The sequence below is a fragment of the Variovorax sp. RCC_210 genome (assembly GCF_041355175.1).
Lineage (GTDB): Bacteria > Pseudomonadota > Gammaproteobacteria > Burkholderiales > Burkholderiaceae_C > Variovorax.
Window position 1 is genome coordinate 274,082 of the sequence record NZ_JBFUPJ010000009.1, and the last position, 19,805, is coordinate 293,886.

Sequence of the window (19,805 nt, forward strand, 5' to 3'; positions counted from 1 at the left end):
CTCCGGGAGGTTGTTGGTATGCAGAAGGAACTAGAAACCGGGAACTCAGTGCGCGTGGCGCTGCGAGGCGTGCCACGGAATCATCACGCGCTCGACCAGGTCGACCGCGACGAAAAGAATGACGCCGATGCTCGACAGCACCACCAGCGCGGCGAACATCAGCGGCAGGTCGAAGTTGCCGTTGGCCACCTGCAGCACGTAGCCGATGCCCGAGTTGGAGCCGACGAATTCGCCCACCACCGCGCCCACCACGGCCAGCGTGACCGACACCTTCAAGCCGCTGAAGATCTGCGGCAGCGCCTGGGGCAGGCTGATCTTGAAGAAGGTCTGCAGCCGGCTCGCGCCCATGGAGCGCGACAGGTCGATCATGTCGGGCTCGACCGACTTGAAGCCCATCACCGTGGACACCACCACCGGGAAGAAGCCCAGCAGGAAGGCGCTGATCACCTTCGGGAAGATGCCGAAGCCGAACCACACCACGAACAGCGGCGCGATTGCCACCTTGGGAATGCTCTGCGAGAACACCAGCAGCGGGTACACGTACGACTCGACCACGCGCGAGTACGCGATGACCATGGCCATCGGAATGCCGATGAGGATGGTCAGCCCGAAACCGCCCAGCGTGGCCAGCGTGGTCTTCCAGCTTTCGGACAGCAGGCGCGGCCACTCGGCCACGAGCTGCTTCACCACCTCCCAGGTTGGCGGCACCAGGTAGGCCGGAATCCTGAAGAGTCGAATCGCCAGGTCCCACAACACCAGCAGCAGCAAGATGAGGATGAACGGGCGCAGGGCCGGGGAGAGCAGGAGCTTGCGGAACATGACGGGGGGCCGGGGTTTCTTTTGCTTGTTGTCTGCTTGCTTACTGCTGCACCGAGAGGCCGGCCGCCTTCACGAGCTCGGCGTTGCTCGCGATCTCGTCCTTGATGTAGGCGTCGAACTGCGCGGGCTTGAGCGTCCAGGCGTCGGCGCCGAGCTTGGCGAAACGCTCCTTCACCTCGGGCGTGGCCAGCGCCTTGGCCACCTCGGCGTTCAGGCGCTCGACGATGTCGCGCGGCGTCTTGGCCGGCGCCATCATTCCGATCCAGAAGTTGAACTCCGAGCCGGGCACGCCGGCCTCGGTGGTGGTGGGCACGTCGGGCAGGGCGGCGGCGCGCTTGGGCGAGCCCACGGCCAGCGCCAGCAGCTGGCCTTCCTTGATCTGGCCGATGACCGGGGCGATGGGCGAGAAGTAGTAGTCGACGCGGCCCGAGAGCACCTCGGTCACGGCCTCGCCCGAGCCCTTGAAGGGGATGTTGGTGGCGTCTATCTTGGCGGCCAGCTTGAACTTCTCTGCGTTCAGGTGCGTGGCGCTGCCCTGGCCGGCGGAAGCGAAGTTCATGCTGCCCGGCTTGGCGCGCGCCGCGGCCAGCAGCTGTGGCAGCGTCTTGATGTTCTTGCCCGGCGAGATCACCAGCGCGTTGGGCAGCGACGAGATGGGCGTGACGCCCGCGAAGTCGTGCACCGTGTCGAAGGGCAGCTTGGCGAAGGTCGAGGGGCTCACCGTGTGCGACGACGAATGGATCATCACCGTGTAGCCGTCGGCCGCCGCCGTGGCCACCGCCTGCTGGCCGATGGTGCCGCTGGCGCCGCCGCGGTTGTCGATGACCAGCGTCTGGCCCATGCTGACGCTCATCTTGTCGGTGATGGCGCGGGCAATGATGTCGGTGGTGCTGCCGGCCGCGAAGGGAACGATCACGCGGATGGGCTTGCTGGGGTAGCCGTTCTGCGCGGACGCCAGCGTGGGGAACAGCGCGGCTGTGCAGGCCAAGGTCAAGGCCGCGGTCAGCGAGGCGAGGGCGGGGGAGCGTGCAGTGCTGGCAAGAAGCTTCAAGGTTTGTCTCCGCGCGGTCGGGCCGCTTTCTTGGATCGATCAATTCACCATTGAGTGAATTATCGATTTTAGAAACGGCCACACCGCAGCGTCAACGGCCGCCGCCTAGTGAATACCCGCAGAGTGAGGAGAGGCGGCGCCCGGTCGGTGAGGAAGGAGGGGCGCCGCGGTGCCGCCTTCAGTGCAGCACGTAGCCCAGCACGAGGTCGGTCATGTGCGACAGGCGTTGCGCCATCGCCTTGGGGGCCCGCAGGTCGCGCCCGAAGATGGCCGACAGCGTGTGGTTGTTCGACAGGTAGAAGTAGCAGAGCGACGCGATGGAGATGTACAGCTGCACGGGGTCGACGCCGGCGCGGAACAGGTTGTCCTTCTTGCCGCGCTCCAGCACGGTGTCCAGCAGCTGCACCAGCGGCGAGTTCATTTCCTGGATGCGCTCGGAGCGCTTCAGGTGCGCCGCGCAGTGCAGGTTCTCGCTGTTGAGCAGGGTAATGAACTCCGGGTGCTCGAGGTAGTAGTGCCAGGTGAAGGACACCAGCTGGCGAATGGCCTCGACCGGCTCGATCTCGTCGAGGTGCAGGCGCTGCTCGGCCTCGCGGATGTCGGCGTAGGTGCGCTCCAGCACCGCCAGGAACAGGTCGTCCTTGCTGCCGAAGTAGTAGTAGATGAGCCGCTTGTTGAGGCCCGCGCGCTCGGCGATGCTGTCCATGCGCGCACCGGCCAGGCCGCGTGCCGAAAACTCGTCGCGCGCCGACGCGAGGATGGCGAGCTGCGAGCGGTCGGCATCGCGCGAACGGGGTTCGAGCACGTCGATGGTGTCCGTGGCACGGGCGGCATTGCCGGCAATGCTGGCTTGAGCGGTGCGGTCCTTGGGAGCCTTCATGGCGCGAATTTAACCAATTGGGGAATTAACGCAAGGCGCGAAGGGCGGACGCACATAATTGCCGAAGACATTTGCAGCTGAGGTTCTACTTCTCATGAGTACATCACAACCCGCAGGCCACCTGATCGTGGAGTGCCTGGTCGAACAGGGCATGGAGATCGCGTTCGGCGTGCCCGGCGAAAGCTTCCTGGCGGTGCTCGACGGCTTTCATGCGTACCGCGAGCGCGCGCGCTTCATCGTCAACCGGCAGGAGGGCGGCGCGGCCTTCATGGCCGAGGCGCACGGCAAGATCACCGGGCGGCCGGGCGTGTGCTTCGTCACGCGCGGTCCGGGCGCGACGAACGCATCCATCGGCGTGCACAACGCGTTCCAGGACTCCACGCCGATGGTGCTGTTCGTGGGCGACGTCGGCAGCGACTTTCGCGACCGCGAGGCTTTCCAGGAGGTCGACTACGGCAGCTTCTTCGGGCCGAGCACCAAGGGCTTTGCCAAGCGCGTGGAGCGCATCGACGACGCCGACCGCATTCCCGAGTACATCGCGCGCGCCTTCGCCACCGCGATGAACGGGCGGCCAGGGCCGGTGGTGCTGGTGCTGCCCGAAGACATGCTGCGCAGCGAGACCGCCGCGCGGCCATTGAAGCGCGTCGAAGCGGTGGAGCCCTGGAGCGACCCGGGCGCGCTGCGCACGCTGCGCGAGCTGCTGCTGAAGTCGCAGCGCCCGCTGGTGATTGCCGGCGGCGGCGGCTGGACCACGCAGGCCGCGCACGCGCTGCAGCGCTTCGCGGAGAACTGGCACCTGCCGGTGACCAACGCCTTTCGCTTCCAGGACACCTTCGACAACCACCACCCGCTGTACGCGGGCGACGTGGGCATCGCCATCAACCCGAAGCTCGCGCAGCGCGTGAAGGACGCGGACCTGATCCTCGCCATCGGCCCGCGCCTGGGCGAGATGACGACGGGCGGCTACACGCTGCTCGAGGCGCCCAAGGCCAGGCAGACGCTGGTGCACATCCACGCGAGCGCGGAAGAACTCAACCGCGTGTACCAGGCCGATCTGGCCATCAACGCCGGCATGAGCGCCGCCGCGCGCAGCCTGGAGGTGCTGAGCGCGCCGCCGACGCTGCCGTGGGAAGAATGGACGCTGCAGGCCCATGCCGACTACGAGGCCAACCTGGTGCCCCAGGCGCTGGCCGGCATGCCCGCCGACGCGCCACGCGGGCCGGTAGACATGGCGGAGGTCGTCGCGCTGCTGCAGAAGCACCTGCCCGCCGACGCGGCCATCACCAACGGCGCGGGCAACTTCGCGAGCTGGGTGCACCGCTACTTTCGCTACCACGGGCTCACCAAGGGCGCGAAGACGCAGCTGGCGCCGACCAGCGGCGCGATGGGCTACGGCGTGCCGGCCGGCATCGCGGCCAACCTGGCGACGGGGCGCGTGGCCTTCACGATTGCCGGCGACGGCGATTTCCTGATGACGGGGCAGGAGCTGGCGACGGCGTCGCAGCATGGCGGCAAGAGCATCATCGTGCTGCTGAACAACGGCATGTTCGGCACCATCCGCATGCACCAGGAGCGCGAGTACCCCGAACGCACCAGCGGCACGGCGCTGCGCAACCCCGACTTCTGCGGCCTGGCGCGCGCCTACGGCTACGCGGCCGAGCGGGTGACGGCCACCGGGCAGTTCGAGGCCGCGCTGCTGCGCGCGCTGGCGGCCGACACGGGCACGCTGATAGAGATTCCGCTGGACCCCGAGGTGATCACCACGCGCGGCACGCTCGCGTCGATCACGCGCGCGGCGAAGCAGGCCGAGGTCAAGTCCGGGGCTGCTGGCTGAGCGTTGCGCGATGGCGGTCCACTTCGGCGCGCAAGGCGGGCGAACGCAGTTCGAAGATGTCGAACAGGCCGAGCGTCTCGAGCGCGGGAATCAGCGAGCGCAGGTCTTGCTGTGCGGTCTGCCGGTCTTCGGCCGAGGCGTTCGCGTCTTCGAGCACGCGGGCGTTGGCGAGGAAGGCCGCGACCGAACCCTTGCGCAGGGTGGTGCCGTTGATGACGGTGAAGTCCTGGCCGTCGGGCAGTACGTCTTGGGCTTGCATGTGAGGTCCTTTCAGGGGGGAGTGAAGATGAACTCGATGCTAGGCAGGCCGCGCGCTTCAGGCTTGCGCCGCGGGGCCAATCGATACCGCCGGCGGGCCAGCCATGGCCTTTGAGTCGCCGGCGAAGCTCTGGCTCGATGTGCACGGGGCGCCGCGCGTCACCGCCTATCACTCGCATGACACCGGGCAGCTGTTCGCGCTGCGCGAGGGCCTGCAGCTCATCGATACGCCTTCGGGGCGCTGGGTGCAGCCGCCGGGCTGGATCGGGTGGATTGCGCCGCGCTGCGCCCACGCGGCGCAGAGCTTCGGCGCCACGGCGGGTTGGAGCCTGCACATCGATGCAACGGCTGCTGCAGCGTTGCCGAAGGCGCCGCATGTGTTCGCGGTCACGCCGCTGGTGCAGGGGCTGGTCGACCGGCTGACGTCGCTGGACGCATCCGATGCCCTGCTGGAGCCACGCCGCGGGCGATTGGTGGGTGTGCTGGTCGACGAGCTTGCCGCGGGCGACAGGCCGTCTCTGCACCTGCCCATGCCGCAGGACAAGCGCCTGGTCGCGATGGCGGCCGCGCTGGCCGACGATCCGGCGCTGGCGGATGGCATCGACGCATGGGCCGATCGCATCGGCATGGCGCGCCGCACGCTCACGCGGCGCTTCGCGGCGGAGACGGGCCTGAGCTTTGCGCAATGGCGCCAGCAGGCGCGGTTGCTGAAGGCGGTCGAGTTGTTGAGCCTGAAGGAGCCTGTGACGGCGGTGGCGCTGACGGTGGGCTATAGCTCGGTAAGCGCTTTCATCGAGGCCTTCCGCAAGCACTTCGGCCGCACGCCGGCGCGCTTCTTCGAGGGGTAGGGGCCCCGGCGGCAGGCGAAAAAAAAGCCCGCATGAAGCGGGCTTTTTGATTCAGGAGCGCGGGGCCCCCGAGTGCTTACTTGACGTGCTTGCCGATCAGCGCGGCCAGTTCGAACATCGACACTTGGGCCTTGCCGAAGATTTCCTTCAGCTTGGCGTCGGCGTTGATGTTGCGCTTGTTGGCCTTGTCTTGAAGGTTGTTCTTCTTGATGTAGTCCCACAGCTTGCTCACGACGGCGGTACGCGGCAGCGGCGTCGAGCCGACCACGGCGGCCAGCGCGGGGCTGGGGGTCAGGGCCTTCATGAACGCGGCGTTGGGCGTGCGCTTCTTGGCGGGAGCAGCCTTCTTTGCGGGAGCAGCAGCCTTCTTCGCCGGTGCAGCAGCCTTCTTTGCAGGAGCCGCAGCCTTCTTCGCGGGAGCAGCGGCCTTCTTTGCCGGAGCAGCAGCCTTCTTCGCCGGTGCGGCGGCCTTCTTTGCCGGAGCAGCAGCCTTCTTCGCGGGAGCGGCGGCTTTCTTTGCCGGAGCTTTCTTTGCAGTTGCCATGGTTGATTTCCTTTTTTGGTTGAACGTTCACCAATGAAAAACTTGCGTCTCCAGTGGCATTGCGGATGCTAAAGGAGAAAAAACGCGTTTCCAAGGGAAAAAGCGCTTTTTTCATTGGGGGCTGTTGTTTTTTCAGAGGGGAGAAGCCTCGTTTTTCACGTTCGGCGCGCCGGCCATGTCGCGAGCATCACGCCCACCAGTGCGATCACGAACGCAAGCAGCTGTGGCGAAGACAGGTTTTCGCCGAGCACGAGCACGCCCACGAGGGCCGCGCTCACCGGCAACAGCACGGCGAAAACACCCGCTTGTGCGGCTGGTACGTTGCGAAGTCCGGTCATCCAGAGCCACACTGTCCAGATGCTCGCGGCGAGCGCATACGCCACCAGCAGTGCCCAGGTGCCGAAGCGCACGGCGGTGAAATCGAACTGCAGCGCGAACCAGATGCCGAAGGGCATCGAGAGCATGAAGCCCCAGAGGTTGATGAGCGAGGCGATGCGCTTGGGCCCCAGGCGCCCGGTGAGCGACTTGCCGATCACCGCATAGGCCGTCTCGCAGAGCACCGCGCAGAACACCAGCAGGTTGCCCAGCCACGGCATCGACGATTGCGTGGCCGCGGGCGTTGCCGATGCATGCGCTCCAGAAGCGGGAGAAAGCGCCAGCAGGCCGATGCCGAACGCGGCGCAGACGATGGCCGCGCCGATGCGCACGGTGATGCGCTCGCGCAGGAAGAGCCAGCTCGCGACCGCCACGCACGCGGGGATCGACGCCATGATCACGCCCGCCGACACCGCGCTGGTCATGCTGACGCCGAACAGCATGCAGATCGAGAACAGGAAGTTGCCGAGGAACGACTCGAGAAACACCAGCCAGCGCGTGCGCGCGGTCATCGGCGGTTCGTCGGGGGCGCGCTTGAGCCAGTGCGGCATGGCCAGCGCCGCAATGCCGAAGCGCAGCCATGCGAGCAGCAGCACCGGGAAGGCGGCAACGAGCGGTTTGGAGAGTGCGACGTAGCCGCCGACGAGCGACATGCTCAGTGCCAGGCAGCCGTAGGCCACGAGGCGGCCTGATGCGGGGGCGGTGGAGTTCAATAGACTGAAGTTCTTGTTGTTGCGAGGAAAGCGGTTTCGATGATGCCCCACGTTTTTGTTTACGGCACGCTGCGCCGCAGCGGGCGCAACGACATCGCGCGCTACCGGCCGCAGCCTGTGTGTGTGGGCGAGGCCAGCATTGCCGGCACGCTGTACGACCTGGGCGCGTATCCGGGCGTGGTGCTGGGCGGGTCAGGGCGCGTGAAGGGCGAGGTGTACGTCGTCGAGCCTGCGGTCGAGGCGGCGCTTGATGTGCTCGAGGAAGTGGCCGACGACGATTCGGGTGAATACATCAAGCGGCGGGTGCGCGTGGGGGTCGGCGGGGAGCAGGTCGATTGCCTGGTCTACGAGATCCATCCGTCGCGCATTGCGGGGCGGCAGGTGATCGGCAGTGGCGACTGGATTGCGCATGCGGCACTGCAAAGCGGCTCGCCGTTTTCACCACCGAAAGATTGATTGCGCATTACGAAATCCGCGGCTGCTGCGGCGCAATATTTTTTCTCAATATGAGAAAAATAATTTTGCATTGAGAAATATCGACGTAACTAGTTGATTTTGTTGATTGAAAAATATGTCTTCTATAAGACATAAGAGTCTGCCGTCGGATTAAAGTAACTCCACGGCCGCAGCGCCCAACCTTCAATCAACCTCACGGAGTGACCATGCCCCAGACCCTCACAGAACAACTCAGCCGCGAACAACAAATCGCCGCCCTCGAAAAAGAGTGGGCCACCGACCCCCGCTGGAAGGGCGTCAAGCGCGGCTACAGCGCGGCCGACGTGGTGCGTCTGCGTGGTTCGTTCCCCATCGAGCACACGCTGGCCAAGCGCGGCGCTGAAAAGCTCTGGGACAAGATCAACGGCGGCGCCAAGAAGGGCTACGTGAACGCCTTCGGCGCCATCTCCGCCGGCCAGGCCATGCAGCAAGCCAAGGCCGGTCTCGAAGCCGTGTACCTGTCGGGCTGGCAAGTCGCTGCCGACGGCAACACCTCCGAGACGATGTACCCCGACCAGTCGCTGTACGCCTACGACTCGGTGCCGACGATGGTCCGTCGCATCAACAACACCTTCCGTCGCGCAGACGAAATCCAGTGGGGCCGCGGCATCAACCCGGGCGACAAGGAATTCATCGACTACTTCCTGCCGGTCGTGGCCGACGCGGAAGCCGGCTTCGGCGGCGTGCTGAACGCCTTCGAGCTGATGAAGAACATGATTGCCTCCGGTGCTGCCGGCGTGCACTTCGAAGACCAGCTGGCTGCCGTGAAGAAGTGCGGCCACATGGGCGGCAAGGTGCTCGTTCCCACGCAGGAAGCCTGCGAGAAGCTGATCTCGGCACGTTTCGCCGCTGACGTCATGGGCGTGCCCACCATCGTGCTGGCCCGTACCGACGCGGAAGCCGCCAACCTGATCACGTCCGACCACGACGCCAACGACAAGCCCTTCCTGACCGGCGAGCGCACGCAAGAAGGCTTCTATCGCGTCAAGAACGGCCTGGAGCAAGCGATCAGCCGAGGCGTGGCCTACGCCCCGTACGCCGACCTGGTGTGGTGCGAAACCGGCGTACCGGACATCGGCTTCGCCCGCGAGTTCGCGCAAGCCGTGCACGCCGCCTGCCCCGGCAAGCTGCTGTCGTACAACTGCTCGCCTTCGTTCAACTGGAAGAAGAACCTCGACGACAAGCAGATCGCCTCGTTCCAGGAAGACCTGTCGGCGCTGGGCTACAAGTACCAGTTCATCACGCTGGCCGGCATCCACATCAACTGGTTCAACACCTTCCAGTTCGCCCACGCCTACGCCCGCGGCGAAGGCATGAAGCACTACGTGAACATGGTGCAGGAGCCCGAGTTCGCCGCACGCGACAAGGGCTACACCTTCGTGTCGCATCAGCAGGAAGTCGGCGCCGGCTACTTCGACGACGTGACCACCGTGATCCAGGGCGGCTCGTCCAGCGTGAAGGCGCTATCGGGCTCGACCGAAGAAGAACAGTTCCACTGATCCGCTCGGATCGGTTCATGGACAGCGGTTTCGCTGTCACCTTCAAGCCCGGCCGCGTGCCGGGCTTTTTTGTGTTCGCACCGTGGCTTGGCGGCGTTCCGGCTTGCGTGCAGGGCGAAGAATGCCGTGCGCACAGCCTGGGCGGGCAAAGGCTAGAATCGCGGACTCTGCACTCAACAAGAGCGAGAAAGGCACCTTGGTTATGACACCGCGAACTACTCCGCAAGGATCCAACGGCTTTTTCTTCACTGAAGGAAAAGGCCGGTAGCCCCGCGCACGCTGGTTTGTTCCAGCTCTACAGCCAAGCAAAGCGCGGTCTTCCACCGCGCTTTTTTGTTTTTCTCCCCGAGGTTTTCACATGATTCAGATCACGCTCCCCGACAACTCGCGCCGCGAGTTCCCCGGCCCGGTTTCGGTGGCCGAAGTGGCCCAGTCCATTGGCCCCGGCCTCGCCAAGATGACGGTGGCCGGCAAGGTCGACGGCCGGCTCGTCGATGCCAGCGACGTCATCGACCATGACGCCAAGCTGCAGATCATCACGCCCAAGGACGACGAGGGCCTGGAAATCATTCGCCACTCGACGGCCCACCTGGTAGGCCATGCGGTGAAGCAGCTGTATCCGACGGCCAAGATGGTCATCGGGCCGGTGATCGACGAAGGCTTCTACTACGACATCTCGTACGAGCGCCCGTTCACGCCAGAAGACATGGCCGCCATCGAGGCGCGCATGCGCGAGCTGATTGCGCAGGACTACGACGTCGTGAAAAAGATGACGCCGCGTGCCGAAGTCATCGAGGTGTTCAAGTCGCGGGGCGAGGAATACAAGCTGCGCCTGGTCGAGGACATGCCCGACGAGCAGGCCATGGGCCTGTACTACCACCAGGAATACGTCGACATGTGCCGCGGCCCGCACGTGCCGAACACGCGTTTCCTGAAGGTCTTCAAGCTCACGAAGCTGGCCGGTGCCTACTGGCGCGGCGACGCCAAGAACGAGCAGCTGCAGCGCATCTACGGCACGGCCTGGGCCGACAAGAAGCAGCTCGACCAGTACATCCAGCGCATCGAGGAAGCCGAGAAGCGCGACCACCGCAAGCTCGGCAAGGAGCTCGACCTGTTCCACATCGACGAAGTGGCGCCGGGCGTGGTGTTCTGGCACCCGAAGGGCTGGGCGGTGTGGCAGCAGGTCGAGCAGTACATGCGCGGCATCTACCGCGACACGGGCTACTGGGAAGTGAAGGGCCCGCAGATCCTCGACAAGAGCCTGTGGGAGAAAACGGGCCACTGGCAGAACTACCGCGACAACATGTTCACGACGGAGTCGGAAAAGCGCGAGTACGCGCTCAAGCCGATGAACTGCCCGGGCCATGTGCTGATCTTCAAGAGCGACCTGCGCAGCTACCGCGACCTGCCGCTGCGCTACGGCGAGTTCGGCCAGTGCCACCGCAACGAGCCCAGCGGCGCGCTGCACGGCATCATGCGCGTGCGCGGCTTCACGCAGGACGACGGCCACATCTTCTGCACGGAAGACCAGATCCTCGACGAGTGCATCGCGTACACGGAGCAGCTGCAGAAGGTCTACGCCGACTTCGGATTCACGGACATCCTCTACAAGGTCGCGACGCGTCCCGAGAACCGCGTGGGCTCCGACGAACTGTGGGACAAGGCCGAGCATGCGGTGATGGAATCGCTGCGCCGCTCGGGTGTCGACTTTGTCATCGCTCCCGGCGACGGCGCGTTCTACGGCCCCAAGATCGAGTACACGCTGCGCGACGCCATCGGGCGCCAGTGGCAGTGCGGCACGATGCAGGTCGACTTCAACACGGCGGAGCGCCTGGGCGGCGAGTACGTGACGGAATCGAGCGGCCGTGCGCACCCCGTGATGCTGCACCGCGCGATCGTCGGCAGCCTGGAGCGCTTCATCGGCATGCTCATCGAACACCACTCCGGCGCACTGCCCGCATGGCTCGCTCCGGTGCAGGTTGCGGTGCTAAATATCAGCGAAGGACAGGCCGATTACGCCCGGGACGTGGCGAAAGCGCTGCAAAATCAAGGGCTTAGGGTTCAGCTTGACCTGCACAACGAAAAGATTACGTATAAAATACGGAAGCATTCGTTGCAAAAGCTCCCTTACATCATTGTCGTAGGCGACAAAGAGAAGGAAGCTGGTGCCGTCGCAGTGCGCGCTCGGGGCAATCAAGACCTCGGTGCAATGTCCCTCGAATCGTTCCAGCAACGGCTCGTTCAGGACGTTGCCGACAAGCGTTGATTTGACCGCGAAACACCCCATATGTTTCCTTGCCAAATCGTGCCGTTTGTCCGCGAGGGCTGAGCGGCGTTCGCTACAGATTTTGTAGCAATTTTTGAAGGATTCTGACCATCGCTACTGCATTTCGCGACCGCCGCCACCGCGAGGAACGCCAACACCGCCTGAACCGGGAAATCATGGCCCCGGAAGTCCGCCTGGTCGGCCCGGAAAACGAGCCATTGGGTGTCATGAGCCTTTCCGAGGCCTTGCGCCTGGCCGGTGAGGCCGACGTGGACCTGGTGGAGGTCGTCGCGGCGGCCAACCCGCCGGTGTGCCGCCTGATCGAGTACGGCAAGTTCAAGTACCACGAGCAGAAGAAGGCAGCCGAGGCGAAGTCGAAGCAGAAGGTCATCGAGGTCAAGGAAATCAAGTTCCGGCCCGGTACCGACGACGGCGACTACAACATCAAGATGCGCAACATCAAGCGTTTTCTCGATGAAGGTGACAAGTGCAAGATCACGCTGCGCTTCCGCGGCCGCGAGATCACGCACCAGGAGCTCGGTCTGGCGCTGTTGCAGCGCATTCGCGACGAGCTGGGCGACCTGATCATGGTCGAGCAGTTTCCGAAGCTCGAAGGCCGGCAGATGATCATGATGATCGCGCCGGGCCGCAAGAAGGCCGGTGGCGGTGCACCGAAGCCGGCGGCAGATGCCGCGGCGCCGGCGGCATCGCCCGCAACGGCCTGAATCTGGCGTTGCAGTAGAGGTGGTTTGAAGAATTTCGCCATTGCCGGCGTTTCGCAAGGAGCGCAGGCAGGGGCGGGATAAAGAAGTGTCTCGGGGCCAACAAGTCCGTGGAGTTTCCGCGGCGCCTCACGAGCACAAACTAAAGGAGCATTCACATGCCCAAAATGAAGACCAAGAGCAGCGCGAAAAAACGTTTCCGCGTTCGTCCCGGTGGCACCGTCAAGCGCGGTCAAGCCTTCAAGCGTCACATCTTGACGAAGAAGACCACCAAGAACAAGCGTCACCTCCGTGGTGCAGTCGCAGTGCATGAGACCAACATGGTTTCTGTCGCCGCCATGCTGCCCGGCCGTGGCATTTAACTCAGACGAACAAGGAGTACACACATGCCTCGCGTCAAACGTGGTGTAACGGCTCGCGCCCGCCACAAGAAAGTTCTCGCACTCGCCAAGGGTTTCCGCGGTCGCCGCGGCAATGTCTTCCGCGTCGCCAAACAGGCGGTGATGAAGGCAGGCCAATACGCCTACCGTGACCGCCGTACCAAGAAGCGCGTGTTCCGTCAGCTGTGGATCGCGCGTATCAACGCCGCCTCGCGTGAACTGGGCCTGACCTACAGCCAGTTCGCCAACGGCATCCGCAAGGCCGGTATCGAGATCGACCGCAAGATGCTTGCGGACATCGCCGTGCACGACAAGGCCGCTTTTGCCGGCATCGTGGAGCAGGTCAAGGCCAAGCTGGCTGCTTGATTTTGCACAGCAGGCTGCTGCCTCCGGGCAGCTTCCTGCGCCCACGGCTCAAGGGCTGGCGCTTGAAAAGGCTCCAGCTCTTTTTTATTTCCCCTCGAAGATTTTTGTTGCTATGAACGAGTTGGACTCCCTGGTCGCCACCGCACGCGCCGCCTTCGCCGAAGCGAAGACGCCCGCCGAGCTCGAAAACGCCAAGGCCCAGTTCCTCGGCAAGTCGGGCCGCATCACCGAGCTGATGAAGGGCATGGCCGCGCTGAGTGTCGAAGAGAAGAAGTCCCGCGGCGCCGCGATCAACGTGGGCAAGCAGGCCATCGAGGCCGCCTTGACCGAGCGCCGCCAGCAACTCGCGGACGAAGAACTCTCGCTGCAACTGCGCGCCGAATCGCTGGACGTGAGCCTGCCCGGTCGCCGCCGCATTCCCGGCGGCCTGCACCCGGTGAGCCGTACGCTGGAGCGCATCGAGGAGATCTTCTCGAGCATGGGTTTCGATGTGGCCGACGGCCCCGAAATCGAAAGCGACTGGCACAGCTTCACCTCGCTGAACAATCCGCCGAACCACCCGGCGCGCTCGATGCAGGACACCTTCTACGTCGACATGAACGGCGACGACGGCATTCCCTACAACCTGCGTCCGCACACCAGCCCGATGCAGGTGCGCTATGCGCATCAGCACATCAAGAAGTACGCCGCCGAATTCGCAGCGGCTGCGGCCGACACCACCGGCACCGTGAAGGCGCCCGAAATTCGCGTGATCGCGCCCGGCCGCACCTACCGCGTCGACAGCGACGCCACCCACTCGCCCATGTTCCACCAGTGCGAAGGCCTGTGGCTCGGCGAGAACGTGAGCTTCAAGGACCTGAAGGTCGTCTTCACCGACTTCTGCCGCACCTTCTTCGAACGCGACGACCTCGTGCTGCGCTTCCGCCCGAGCTTCTTCCCGTTCACCGAGCCCAGCGCCGAGATCGACATCCAGTTCGCGAGCGGCCCGCTCGCCGGCCGCTGGCTCGAGGTGTCGGGCTCCGGCCAAGTGCACCCGAACGTCGTGCGCAACATGGGCCTCGACCCCGAGCGCTACATCGGCTTTGCCTTCGGCATGGGCCCCGACCGGCTCACGATGCTGCGCTACGGCGTGAACGACCTGCGCCTCTTCTTCGACGGCGACCTGCGTTTTCTCTCGCAGTTCCAGTAAGCACCCATCCATAGAAAAACCAGATCGAGATCGAAGAGATGCAATTCCCGGAATCCTGGCTGCGCGAGTTCTGCAACCCGCCCCTCGACAGCGCCACACTGGCCGAAACGCTCACCATGGGCGGCTTCGAGGTCGAAGAGCGCCGTCCGGTGGCGCCGCCTTTCACGCGCATCGTGGTCGGCGAAATCAAGGAAGCGGTGCAGCACCCCAACGCCGATCGCCTGCGCGTGTGCCAGGTGGACGTGGGGCAGGGCGAGCTGCTCAACATCGTGTGCGGCGCGCCCAATGCGCGCGTCGGCATCAAGGTGCCGTGCGCACTGGTCGGCGCCGAACTGCCGCCCGGTGAAGACGGCAAGCCTTTCCTCATCAAGCTCGGCAAGCTGCGCGGTGTCGAGAGCCAGGGCATGCTGTGCTCGGCGCGCGAACTGAAGCTGAGCGAAGACCACGGCGGCCTGCTCGAGCTCGCGGCCGACGCGCCCATCGGCGCCGATGTGCGCGAGGTGCTCAAGCTCGACGACGCGCTGCTCACGCTCAAGCTCACGCCGAACCTGGCGCACGGCCTGAGCGTGTATGGCGTGGCGCGCGAACTTTCCGCGCTCACCGGCGCGCCGCTGAAGACCCCGGCCATCGCCGCGGTCGCCACGTCGTTCACCGACGTGCTCCCCGTCAAGGTCGAAGCCCCCGAACTCTGCGGCCGCTTCTCGGGCCGCATCATGCGCGGCGTGAACACCCAGGTGAGCACGCCGGCATGGATGGTCGAGCGCCTCGCGCGCTGCGGCCAGCGCAGCGTGACACCGCTGGTCGACATCTCGAACTACGTGATGTTCGAGTACGGCCAGCCCACCCACATCTTCGACCTCGACAAGATCCACGGCGGCCTGACGGTGCGCTGGGGCAAGGCGGGCGAACAGCTCAAGCTGCTGAACGGCACCACCATCAGCGTCGACGACAAGGTCGGCGTGATTGCCGACGACCGCGAGGTCGAGTCGCTCGCCGGCATCATGGGCGGCGATGCCACCTCGGTGTCCGACGCCACGCGCAACATCTACGTGGAGGCCGCGTTCTGGTGGCCCGAGGCCGTGCAAGGCCGTTCGCGCCGCTTCAACTTCTCGACCGACGCGGGCCACCGCTTCGAGCGCGGCGTCGATCCGAGCCGCACCGTGCAGATCATCGAGCGCATCACGCAACTGATCGTCGAGATCTGCGGCGGCGAGGCCGGCGCCATCGACGACCAGACCTTGCAAGTGCCCGCGGCCGTGCCCGTCACGCTGCGCGTGGCGCGTGCGGCGCGCGTGATCGGCATGCCGCTGACCCAGGCACAGTGCGCCGACGCGCTGAACCGCCTCGGCTTCTCTATAGCCGAAGGCGAGGGCACGTTGACCGTGACTCCGCCGCCGCATCGCTTCGACCTGCTGATCGAAGAAGACCTGATCGAAGAAGTGGCGCGCCTCATCGGCTTCAACAACCTGCCGACCACCGCGCCGCTCGCACCCATCACCGCCCGCGTGCGGCCCGAGGCGCAGCGCAGCCGCTTTGCCGTGCGCCGCAGCCTGGCCGCGCTGGGTTATCAAGAGACGATCAACTTCAGCTTCGTCGAAGCGCATTGGGAGCATGACCTTGCGGGCAACGCCAACCCGATCAAGCTGCTGAACCCCATCGCCAGCCAGATGAGCGTGATGCGCTCGTCGCTGCTCGGCTCGCTGATGCAGGTGCTCAAGTTCAACCTCGACCGCAAGGCCCCGCGCGTGCGCGTGTTCGAAGCGGGCCGCGTGTTCCTGCGCGACGACAGCGTGGCCACCACCGACAGCACCGTGCGCGGCGTGAACCAGCCGATGCGCGTGGCAGGCCTGGCCTGGGGTGATGCCGACGAATCGCGCTGGGACGGCAAGTCGCAGCGCGTCGACTTCTACGACATGAAGGGCGACGTCGAGGCCGTGCTTGCACCCGTGATTCCGACCTTCGAAGTGGCGGAGCATCCGGCGCTGCACCCGGGCCGTTCGGCTCGCGTGCTCGTCGACGGCAAGGCCATCGGCTTCGTCGGCGAGTTGCATCCGCGCTGGCGCCAGAAGTGGGACTTCTCGCAGGCACCGGTGTTGTTCGAGCTCGATCTCGACGCCGTTACTGCGCGGCCCGTGCCGGTGGCGCAGCCTGTGCCCAAGCACCAGGCCGTGGAGCGCGACATTGCCGTCGTGGTGGCCGAAGCCGTGACGCACGATGCGTTGATGCAGGCCATTCGCGCGGCCACTGCGGCGCAAGGACTGCTGCGCGACGCCACGCTGTTCGACATCTACCGCCCACAACCTTTGCGCGACGGCGCGGTGGCTGCGCCTGGTGCCTTGGCGCAAGGGGAGAAGAGCATGGCGGTTCGCCTGAGCTTCCAGAGCGACAGCGCCACCTTGACGGACGAGCAGGTCGAGCCGGCCGTGCGCGCCATCGTCGAACAACTGGGCGCCAAGCTTGGCGGCCGCTTGAGGGGTTGATGAGAATGAACGCTGCCGAATTCACGCTCGAGGCCCTCGAAACGCCGGCGCTCACCAAGGCGCACCTGGCCGATCTGCTGTTCGAACAGATCGGGCTGAACAAGCGTGAGTCCAAGGACATGGTCGAAGCATTCTTCGAGCTCGTGGCCAACAGCCTCATCGAGGGCACGGACGTGAAGATCTCGGGCTTCGGCAACTTCCAGATCCGCGTGAAGGCGCCACGGCCGGGCCGCAACCCGCGCACCGGCGAGGCCATTCCCATCGGCGAGCGCCGCGTCGCGACCTTCCACGCAAGCGCGAAATTGAAGGAGCAGATTCACGGCAGCATCGACCAGGGCAGCGCGTCCGAGGTCGAGTGGAGCCTGGGCGCCGAATAGTGCTTGGTGCTGTGCGCCTGCGTGGAGTAATCTCTAAGGTTTCCCGCGCACAGTCTTGATTTCAATGGAGAAAACGCTCCCGCCGATTCCTGTCAAACGCTACTTCACCATCGGTGAAGTGGGCGAACTCTGTGGCGTGAAGCCGCACGTGCTGCGCTATTGGGAGCAGGAGTTCACGCAACTGCGGCCCATGAAGCGGCGCGGCAACCGCCGCTACTACCAGCACCACGAGGTGCTCATGATTCGCCGCATCCGCGACCTGCTCTATGACCAGGGCTTCACCATCAGCGGTGCACGCAACAAGCTGCAAGAACTGGTGCAGGGCGAACGCGACCGCCGCAAGGCGGGCGAGGTGCCGCTCGAAGGCATGGAAGCCATCGAGATCGACCAGGAAGAATTCGATGCCGCCGTGGTTCAGGACACGCCAGCGTCTGCTGCCGTGGCTGCAAAAACGGTCGATCTTTCGCAGTTGTTGCACCTTCGCCGCGAACTCTTTGAAATTCGTGAGCTGTTGACTGTCGGACACCCAATTTAGACAGCTATAATCGAGAGCTTCGGTGTGTGGCGCAGCCTGGTAGCGCACTTGCATGGGGTGCAAGGGGTCGAAGGTTCGAATCCTTTCACACCGACCAAAATCAGTAGATAGAACGACGGCTTACGCTCACAAGGCGTAAGCCGTTTTTCTTTGTCCGAAGCATTTCAAGGCGCGAGCCATCCGCGCCGGGTTCGCCATCGAGGCGAGGGGTGGACTGGAATGTTCGTCGAGCGGCTTCCTGCATTCTTCCGTGTCGAGAAAATCACGGAAGAGCGAGCGCAGGCCAAAGCTCAATCGCCTTCAACAATCCACGACTCAGACACCAACGAAAAAGCCTGCACAAGGCAGGCTTTTGAATTTGGTCGTGAACTCTTACGCGGTCCACGCTACGGCAAATATTCAATTGCGGAAGTCACTTGTTGTTTTTCTCGTCGTAGTAACTTCGACGCGCCGGTATGAGATTCGGCTTGCCTGGCCAGGCAACGCTCAGGATCTTTGAGCGAAGCGGCGAGTATAGCAGGGGTTTTCGATATGCCCCCGCGATTTCTGTCTAAGACTTCGCCGATCGTGCAACAGGCCAGCCGCATCTGCGCGCTTGCGCGTTCTTCTGCGGCGACCACGTCGACAGAGCCAGAGGAAAAGTCCGCCGCTTCGCATAGCGCCGCGACCTGCGTGCAGGTCGCAGGCACGGCTTGGGCGTGGGGCCCGCGTCGAACGCCTTCACGGCGCGATCGCGTTCATGTCGAACGACTGCGAGCATGCTCATGAGGATCGCGCCTGCGGCAACGCCCACGAGGAACGCGAAGGCTACGAAGGAAGGCTGAGGTATGGCCATTTCGTAGCAACGCCGCAACCTCGCCATCGGTTTACGACTTTTTACATGGGGAGCGTCGGTTTCGACTACTCCTTCCGGTACGCGCCCTTGCTCGCGTGCGAGGCGCGGGCCTCGTCCACCTTGTGTGCCGAAACCAGGTGGTGCTGCTTGCAGACCGAGCACCGGTAGTGCAGCCGGCCCGGAAACAGGCGCATCCATGGGCGTCGTGGAATCCGCTGCAGATACTCCGAGCCGCATGCGCAGAGTGAAAAAAGTTTGGCCATCAAGTCGTCCGGTTGCGCACGTTGACCTACCAAACCTGGCTCTTTCGGCCTTCGGCATCCCGCGGTGCATTTGCAGCAATTGTTGCAATTGACTACTTTCTTCGCACTCCCCAATTCACGGTATTCGGTCAGGCCCCGATCGGACATTCGTCCAATGGCGCGGCCATCGCCCGAAGCGGACAGTACGGGTTCTCCCTTCATCTCTTCCTTTTCCGTCACTCCCCGTCACTGGACCCCGTCATGAAAATCGCCCAACGCTTCAAGCTCGCCGCCGCCGCATCCGTGATCGGCCTGTCGTTCTCCACCATGGCTGCCACGCCGGCCGCGCCGTCGGCCGCGCAAGACACCGCCAAGCCCAGCGTCGTGATCGTCCACGGCGCCTTCGCCGATGGCTCCGACTGGGCCAAGGTCATTCCGCTGCTGCAGGCCAAGGGGCTGCACGTGGTGGCCGTGCAGAACCCGCTCACCTCGCTGGAAGACGACGTGGCCGCCGCCAAGCGCGCCATCGACGCGCAGCCCGGCAAGGTGGTGCTGGTGGGCCATTCGTGGGGCGGCTCGGTCATCACCGAAGCCGGCGCCGACGACAAGGTGAGCTCGCTGGTCTACGTGGCCGCGTTCGCGCCCGACGCCGGCCAGACCAGCGCCGAGCTCGGCAAGGACTACCCGCCGGCGCCCGGCTTCGCGCACATCGTGGCCGACAAGAGCGGCTTCCTGTCGCTCACCAAAGAGGGCATGAGCAAGCACTTCGCGCAAGACCTGCCGGCCTCCGCCACCGCCGTGATGACGGCCACGCAAGGCCCCATCCTGGGCAAGTCGTTCGAGCAGAAGATCTCGGTGGCCGCCTGGAAGACCAAGCCCTCGTGGTACCTCGCCACCGGCGCCGACCACATGATCCAGCCCGCGCTGCAACTCGACATGGCCAAGAAGATCGGCGCGCACCTCACGCGCGTGAACAGCAGCCACGTGCCGCAGCAATCGCAGCCTGCCAAGGTGGCCGAAGTGATCCTGGACGCCGTGCGCCAATCCAAGTAAGTTCGCGCGTGCCGGCGCGGCGCCATGCGGCGTCGGCACGCCGC

20 protein-coding genes and 1 tRNA gene are annotated in these 19,805 nt (G+C 64.8%); 15 read left to right on the forward strand and 6 right to left on the reverse strand.

Translation table 11 applies throughout. From position 1 onward, the window contains the following. Positions 1–45: 45 nt before the first annotated feature. The 3 genes from AB6807_RS24385 to AB6807_RS24395 form a co-directional block, all read right to left on the reverse strand. Positions 46–819 carry an ABC transporter permease gene (locus AB6807_RS24385; RefSeq protein WP_371086558.1) on the reverse strand — a complete coding sequence of 258 codons (774 nt, stop codon included), beginning with the start codon at positions 817–819 and terminating at the stop codon, positions 46–48. 40 nt (positions 820–859) lie between these two features. Next, on the reverse strand, positions 860–1,825 hold the full coding sequence (locus AB6807_RS24390) for a tripartite tricarboxylate transporter substrate binding protein (protein WP_371086598.1): 966 nt from the start codon (positions 1,823–1,825) through the stop codon (positions 860–862). A 223-nt stretch (positions 1,826–2,048) separates the two neighbouring features. Next, complete coding sequence (locus AB6807_RS24395) at positions 2,049–2,750, reverse strand: TetR/AcrR family transcriptional regulator (RefSeq protein WP_371086559.1); 702 nt, start codon at positions 2,748–2,750, stop codon at positions 2,049–2,051. Between the two features lie 94 nt (positions 2,751–2,844). Between AB6807_RS24395 and AB6807_RS24400 the strand changes: the two genes are divergently transcribed. Next, complete coding sequence (locus AB6807_RS24400; RefSeq protein ID WP_371086560.1) at positions 2,845–4,584, forward strand: thiamine pyrophosphate-binding protein; 1,740 nt, start codon at positions 2,845–2,847, stop codon at positions 4,582–4,584. Here the strand turns inward: AB6807_RS24400 and AB6807_RS24405 are convergent. Then, positions 4,562–4,843: a hypothetical protein gene (locus AB6807_RS24405; protein WP_116907097.1), complete on the reverse strand. Its 282-nt coding sequence runs from the start codon at positions 4,841–4,843 to the stop codon at positions 4,562–4,564. The genes AB6807_RS24400 and AB6807_RS24405 overlap by 23 nt on opposite strands. A gap of 103 nt (positions 4,844–4,946) precedes the next feature. Here AB6807_RS24405 and AB6807_RS24410 point away from each other — a divergent pair, with 103 nt between their 5' ends. Then, positions 4,947–5,690, forward strand: a complete 744-nt coding sequence (locus AB6807_RS24410; RefSeq protein WP_371086561.1) for a helix-turn-helix transcriptional regulator — start codon at positions 4,947–4,949, stop codon at positions 5,688–5,690. A gap of 76 nt (positions 5,691–5,766) precedes the next feature. On the opposite strand, the gene AB6807_RS24415 is transcribed toward AB6807_RS24410, so the two are convergent. Both AB6807_RS24415 and AB6807_RS24420 read right to left on the reverse strand, forming a co-directional pair. Next, positions 5,767–6,234 carry an SWIB/MDM2 domain-containing protein gene (locus tag AB6807_RS24415; protein ID WP_116907099.1) on the reverse strand — a complete coding sequence of 156 codons (468 nt, stop codon included), beginning with the start codon at positions 6,232–6,234 and terminating at the stop codon, positions 5,767–5,769. A 155-nt stretch (positions 6,235–6,389) separates the two neighbouring features. Continuing rightward, entirely contained in the window at positions 6,390–7,322 is a 933-nt protein-coding gene (locus AB6807_RS24420; protein ID WP_371086562.1) for a DMT family transporter, read from the reverse strand. A 39-nt stretch (positions 7,323–7,361) separates the two neighbouring features. Here AB6807_RS24420 and AB6807_RS24425 point away from each other — a divergent pair, with 39 nt between their 5' ends. From AB6807_RS24425 to AB6807_RS24485, 13 genes are all read left to right on the forward strand, one after another. After that, positions 7,362–7,778 carry a gamma-glutamylcyclotransferase gene (locus AB6807_RS24425; RefSeq protein ID WP_371086563.1) on the forward strand — a complete coding sequence of 139 codons (417 nt, stop codon included), beginning with the start codon at positions 7,362–7,364 and terminating at the stop codon, positions 7,776–7,778. A gap of 206 nt (positions 7,779–7,984) precedes the next feature. Continuing rightward, entirely contained in the window at positions 7,985–9,316 is a 1,332-nt protein-coding gene (gene aceA, locus AB6807_RS24430) for an isocitrate lyase (RefSeq protein WP_116907807.1), read from the forward strand. Positions 9,317–9,674: 358 nt separating this feature from the next. Continuing rightward, positions 9,675–11,582 carry a threonine--tRNA ligase gene (thrS, locus tag AB6807_RS24435; RefSeq protein ID WP_116907102.1) on the forward strand — a complete coding sequence of 636 codons (1,908 nt, stop codon included), beginning with the start codon at positions 9,675–9,677 and terminating at the stop codon, positions 11,580–11,582. A gap of 101 nt (positions 11,583–11,683) precedes the next feature. After that, positions 11,684–12,307, forward strand: coding sequence for a translation initiation factor IF-3 (gene infC, locus AB6807_RS24440; RefSeq protein ID WP_116907103.1), 624 nt, complete (start codon positions 11,684–11,686; stop codon positions 12,305–12,307). Positions 12,308–12,462: 155 nt separating this feature from the next. Beyond that, positions 12,463–12,666: a 50S ribosomal protein L35 gene (gene rpmI, locus AB6807_RS24445; RefSeq protein WP_007832497.1), complete on the forward strand. Its 204-nt coding sequence runs from the start codon at positions 12,463–12,465 to the stop codon at positions 12,664–12,666. A gap of 24 nt (positions 12,667–12,690) precedes the next feature. Then, positions 12,691–13,050, forward strand: a complete 360-nt coding sequence (gene rplT / locus AB6807_RS24450) for a 50S ribosomal protein L20 (protein ID WP_007832499.1) — start codon at positions 12,691–12,693, stop codon at positions 13,048–13,050. A 112-nt stretch (positions 13,051–13,162) separates the two neighbouring features. Then, positions 13,163–14,239 carry a phenylalanine--tRNA ligase subunit alpha gene (gene pheS, locus AB6807_RS24455; protein WP_116907104.1) on the forward strand — a complete coding sequence of 359 codons (1,077 nt, stop codon included), beginning with the start codon at positions 13,163–13,165 and terminating at the stop codon, positions 14,237–14,239. Between the two features lie 38 nt (positions 14,240–14,277). Next, complete coding sequence (gene pheT, locus AB6807_RS24460; RefSeq protein WP_371086564.1) at positions 14,278–16,719, forward strand: phenylalanine--tRNA ligase subunit beta; 2,442 nt, start codon at positions 14,278–14,280, stop codon at positions 16,717–16,719. Positions 16,720–16,724: 5 nt separating this feature from the next. Then, positions 16,725–17,096: an integration host factor subunit alpha gene (locus AB6807_RS24465; RefSeq protein WP_116907106.1), complete on the forward strand. Its 372-nt coding sequence runs from the start codon at positions 16,725–16,727 to the stop codon at positions 17,094–17,096. 64 nt (positions 17,097–17,160) lie between these two features. Continuing rightward, the gene (locus tag AB6807_RS24470; RefSeq protein WP_371086565.1) at positions 17,161–17,631 is read left to right on the forward strand and encodes a MerR family transcriptional regulator; all 471 of its coding nucleotides are present in this window, start codon (positions 17,161–17,163) and stop codon (positions 17,629–17,631) included. Positions 17,632–17,651: 20 nt separating this feature from the next. Further along, a tRNA-Pro gene (locus AB6807_RS24475) sits at positions 17,652–17,728 on the forward strand. A 53-nt stretch (positions 17,729–17,781) separates the two neighbouring features. Further along, positions 17,782–18,090, forward strand: a complete 309-nt coding sequence (locus AB6807_RS24480; RefSeq protein WP_371086566.1) for a hypothetical protein — start codon at positions 17,782–17,784, stop codon at positions 18,088–18,090. A gap of 879 nt (positions 18,091–18,969) precedes the next feature. Beyond that, positions 18,970–19,761, forward strand: a complete 792-nt coding sequence (locus AB6807_RS24485; RefSeq protein ID WP_371086567.1) for an alpha/beta fold hydrolase — start codon at positions 18,970–18,972, stop codon at positions 19,759–19,761. The last annotated feature ends 44 nt before the right edge of the window (positions 19,762–19,805 follow it).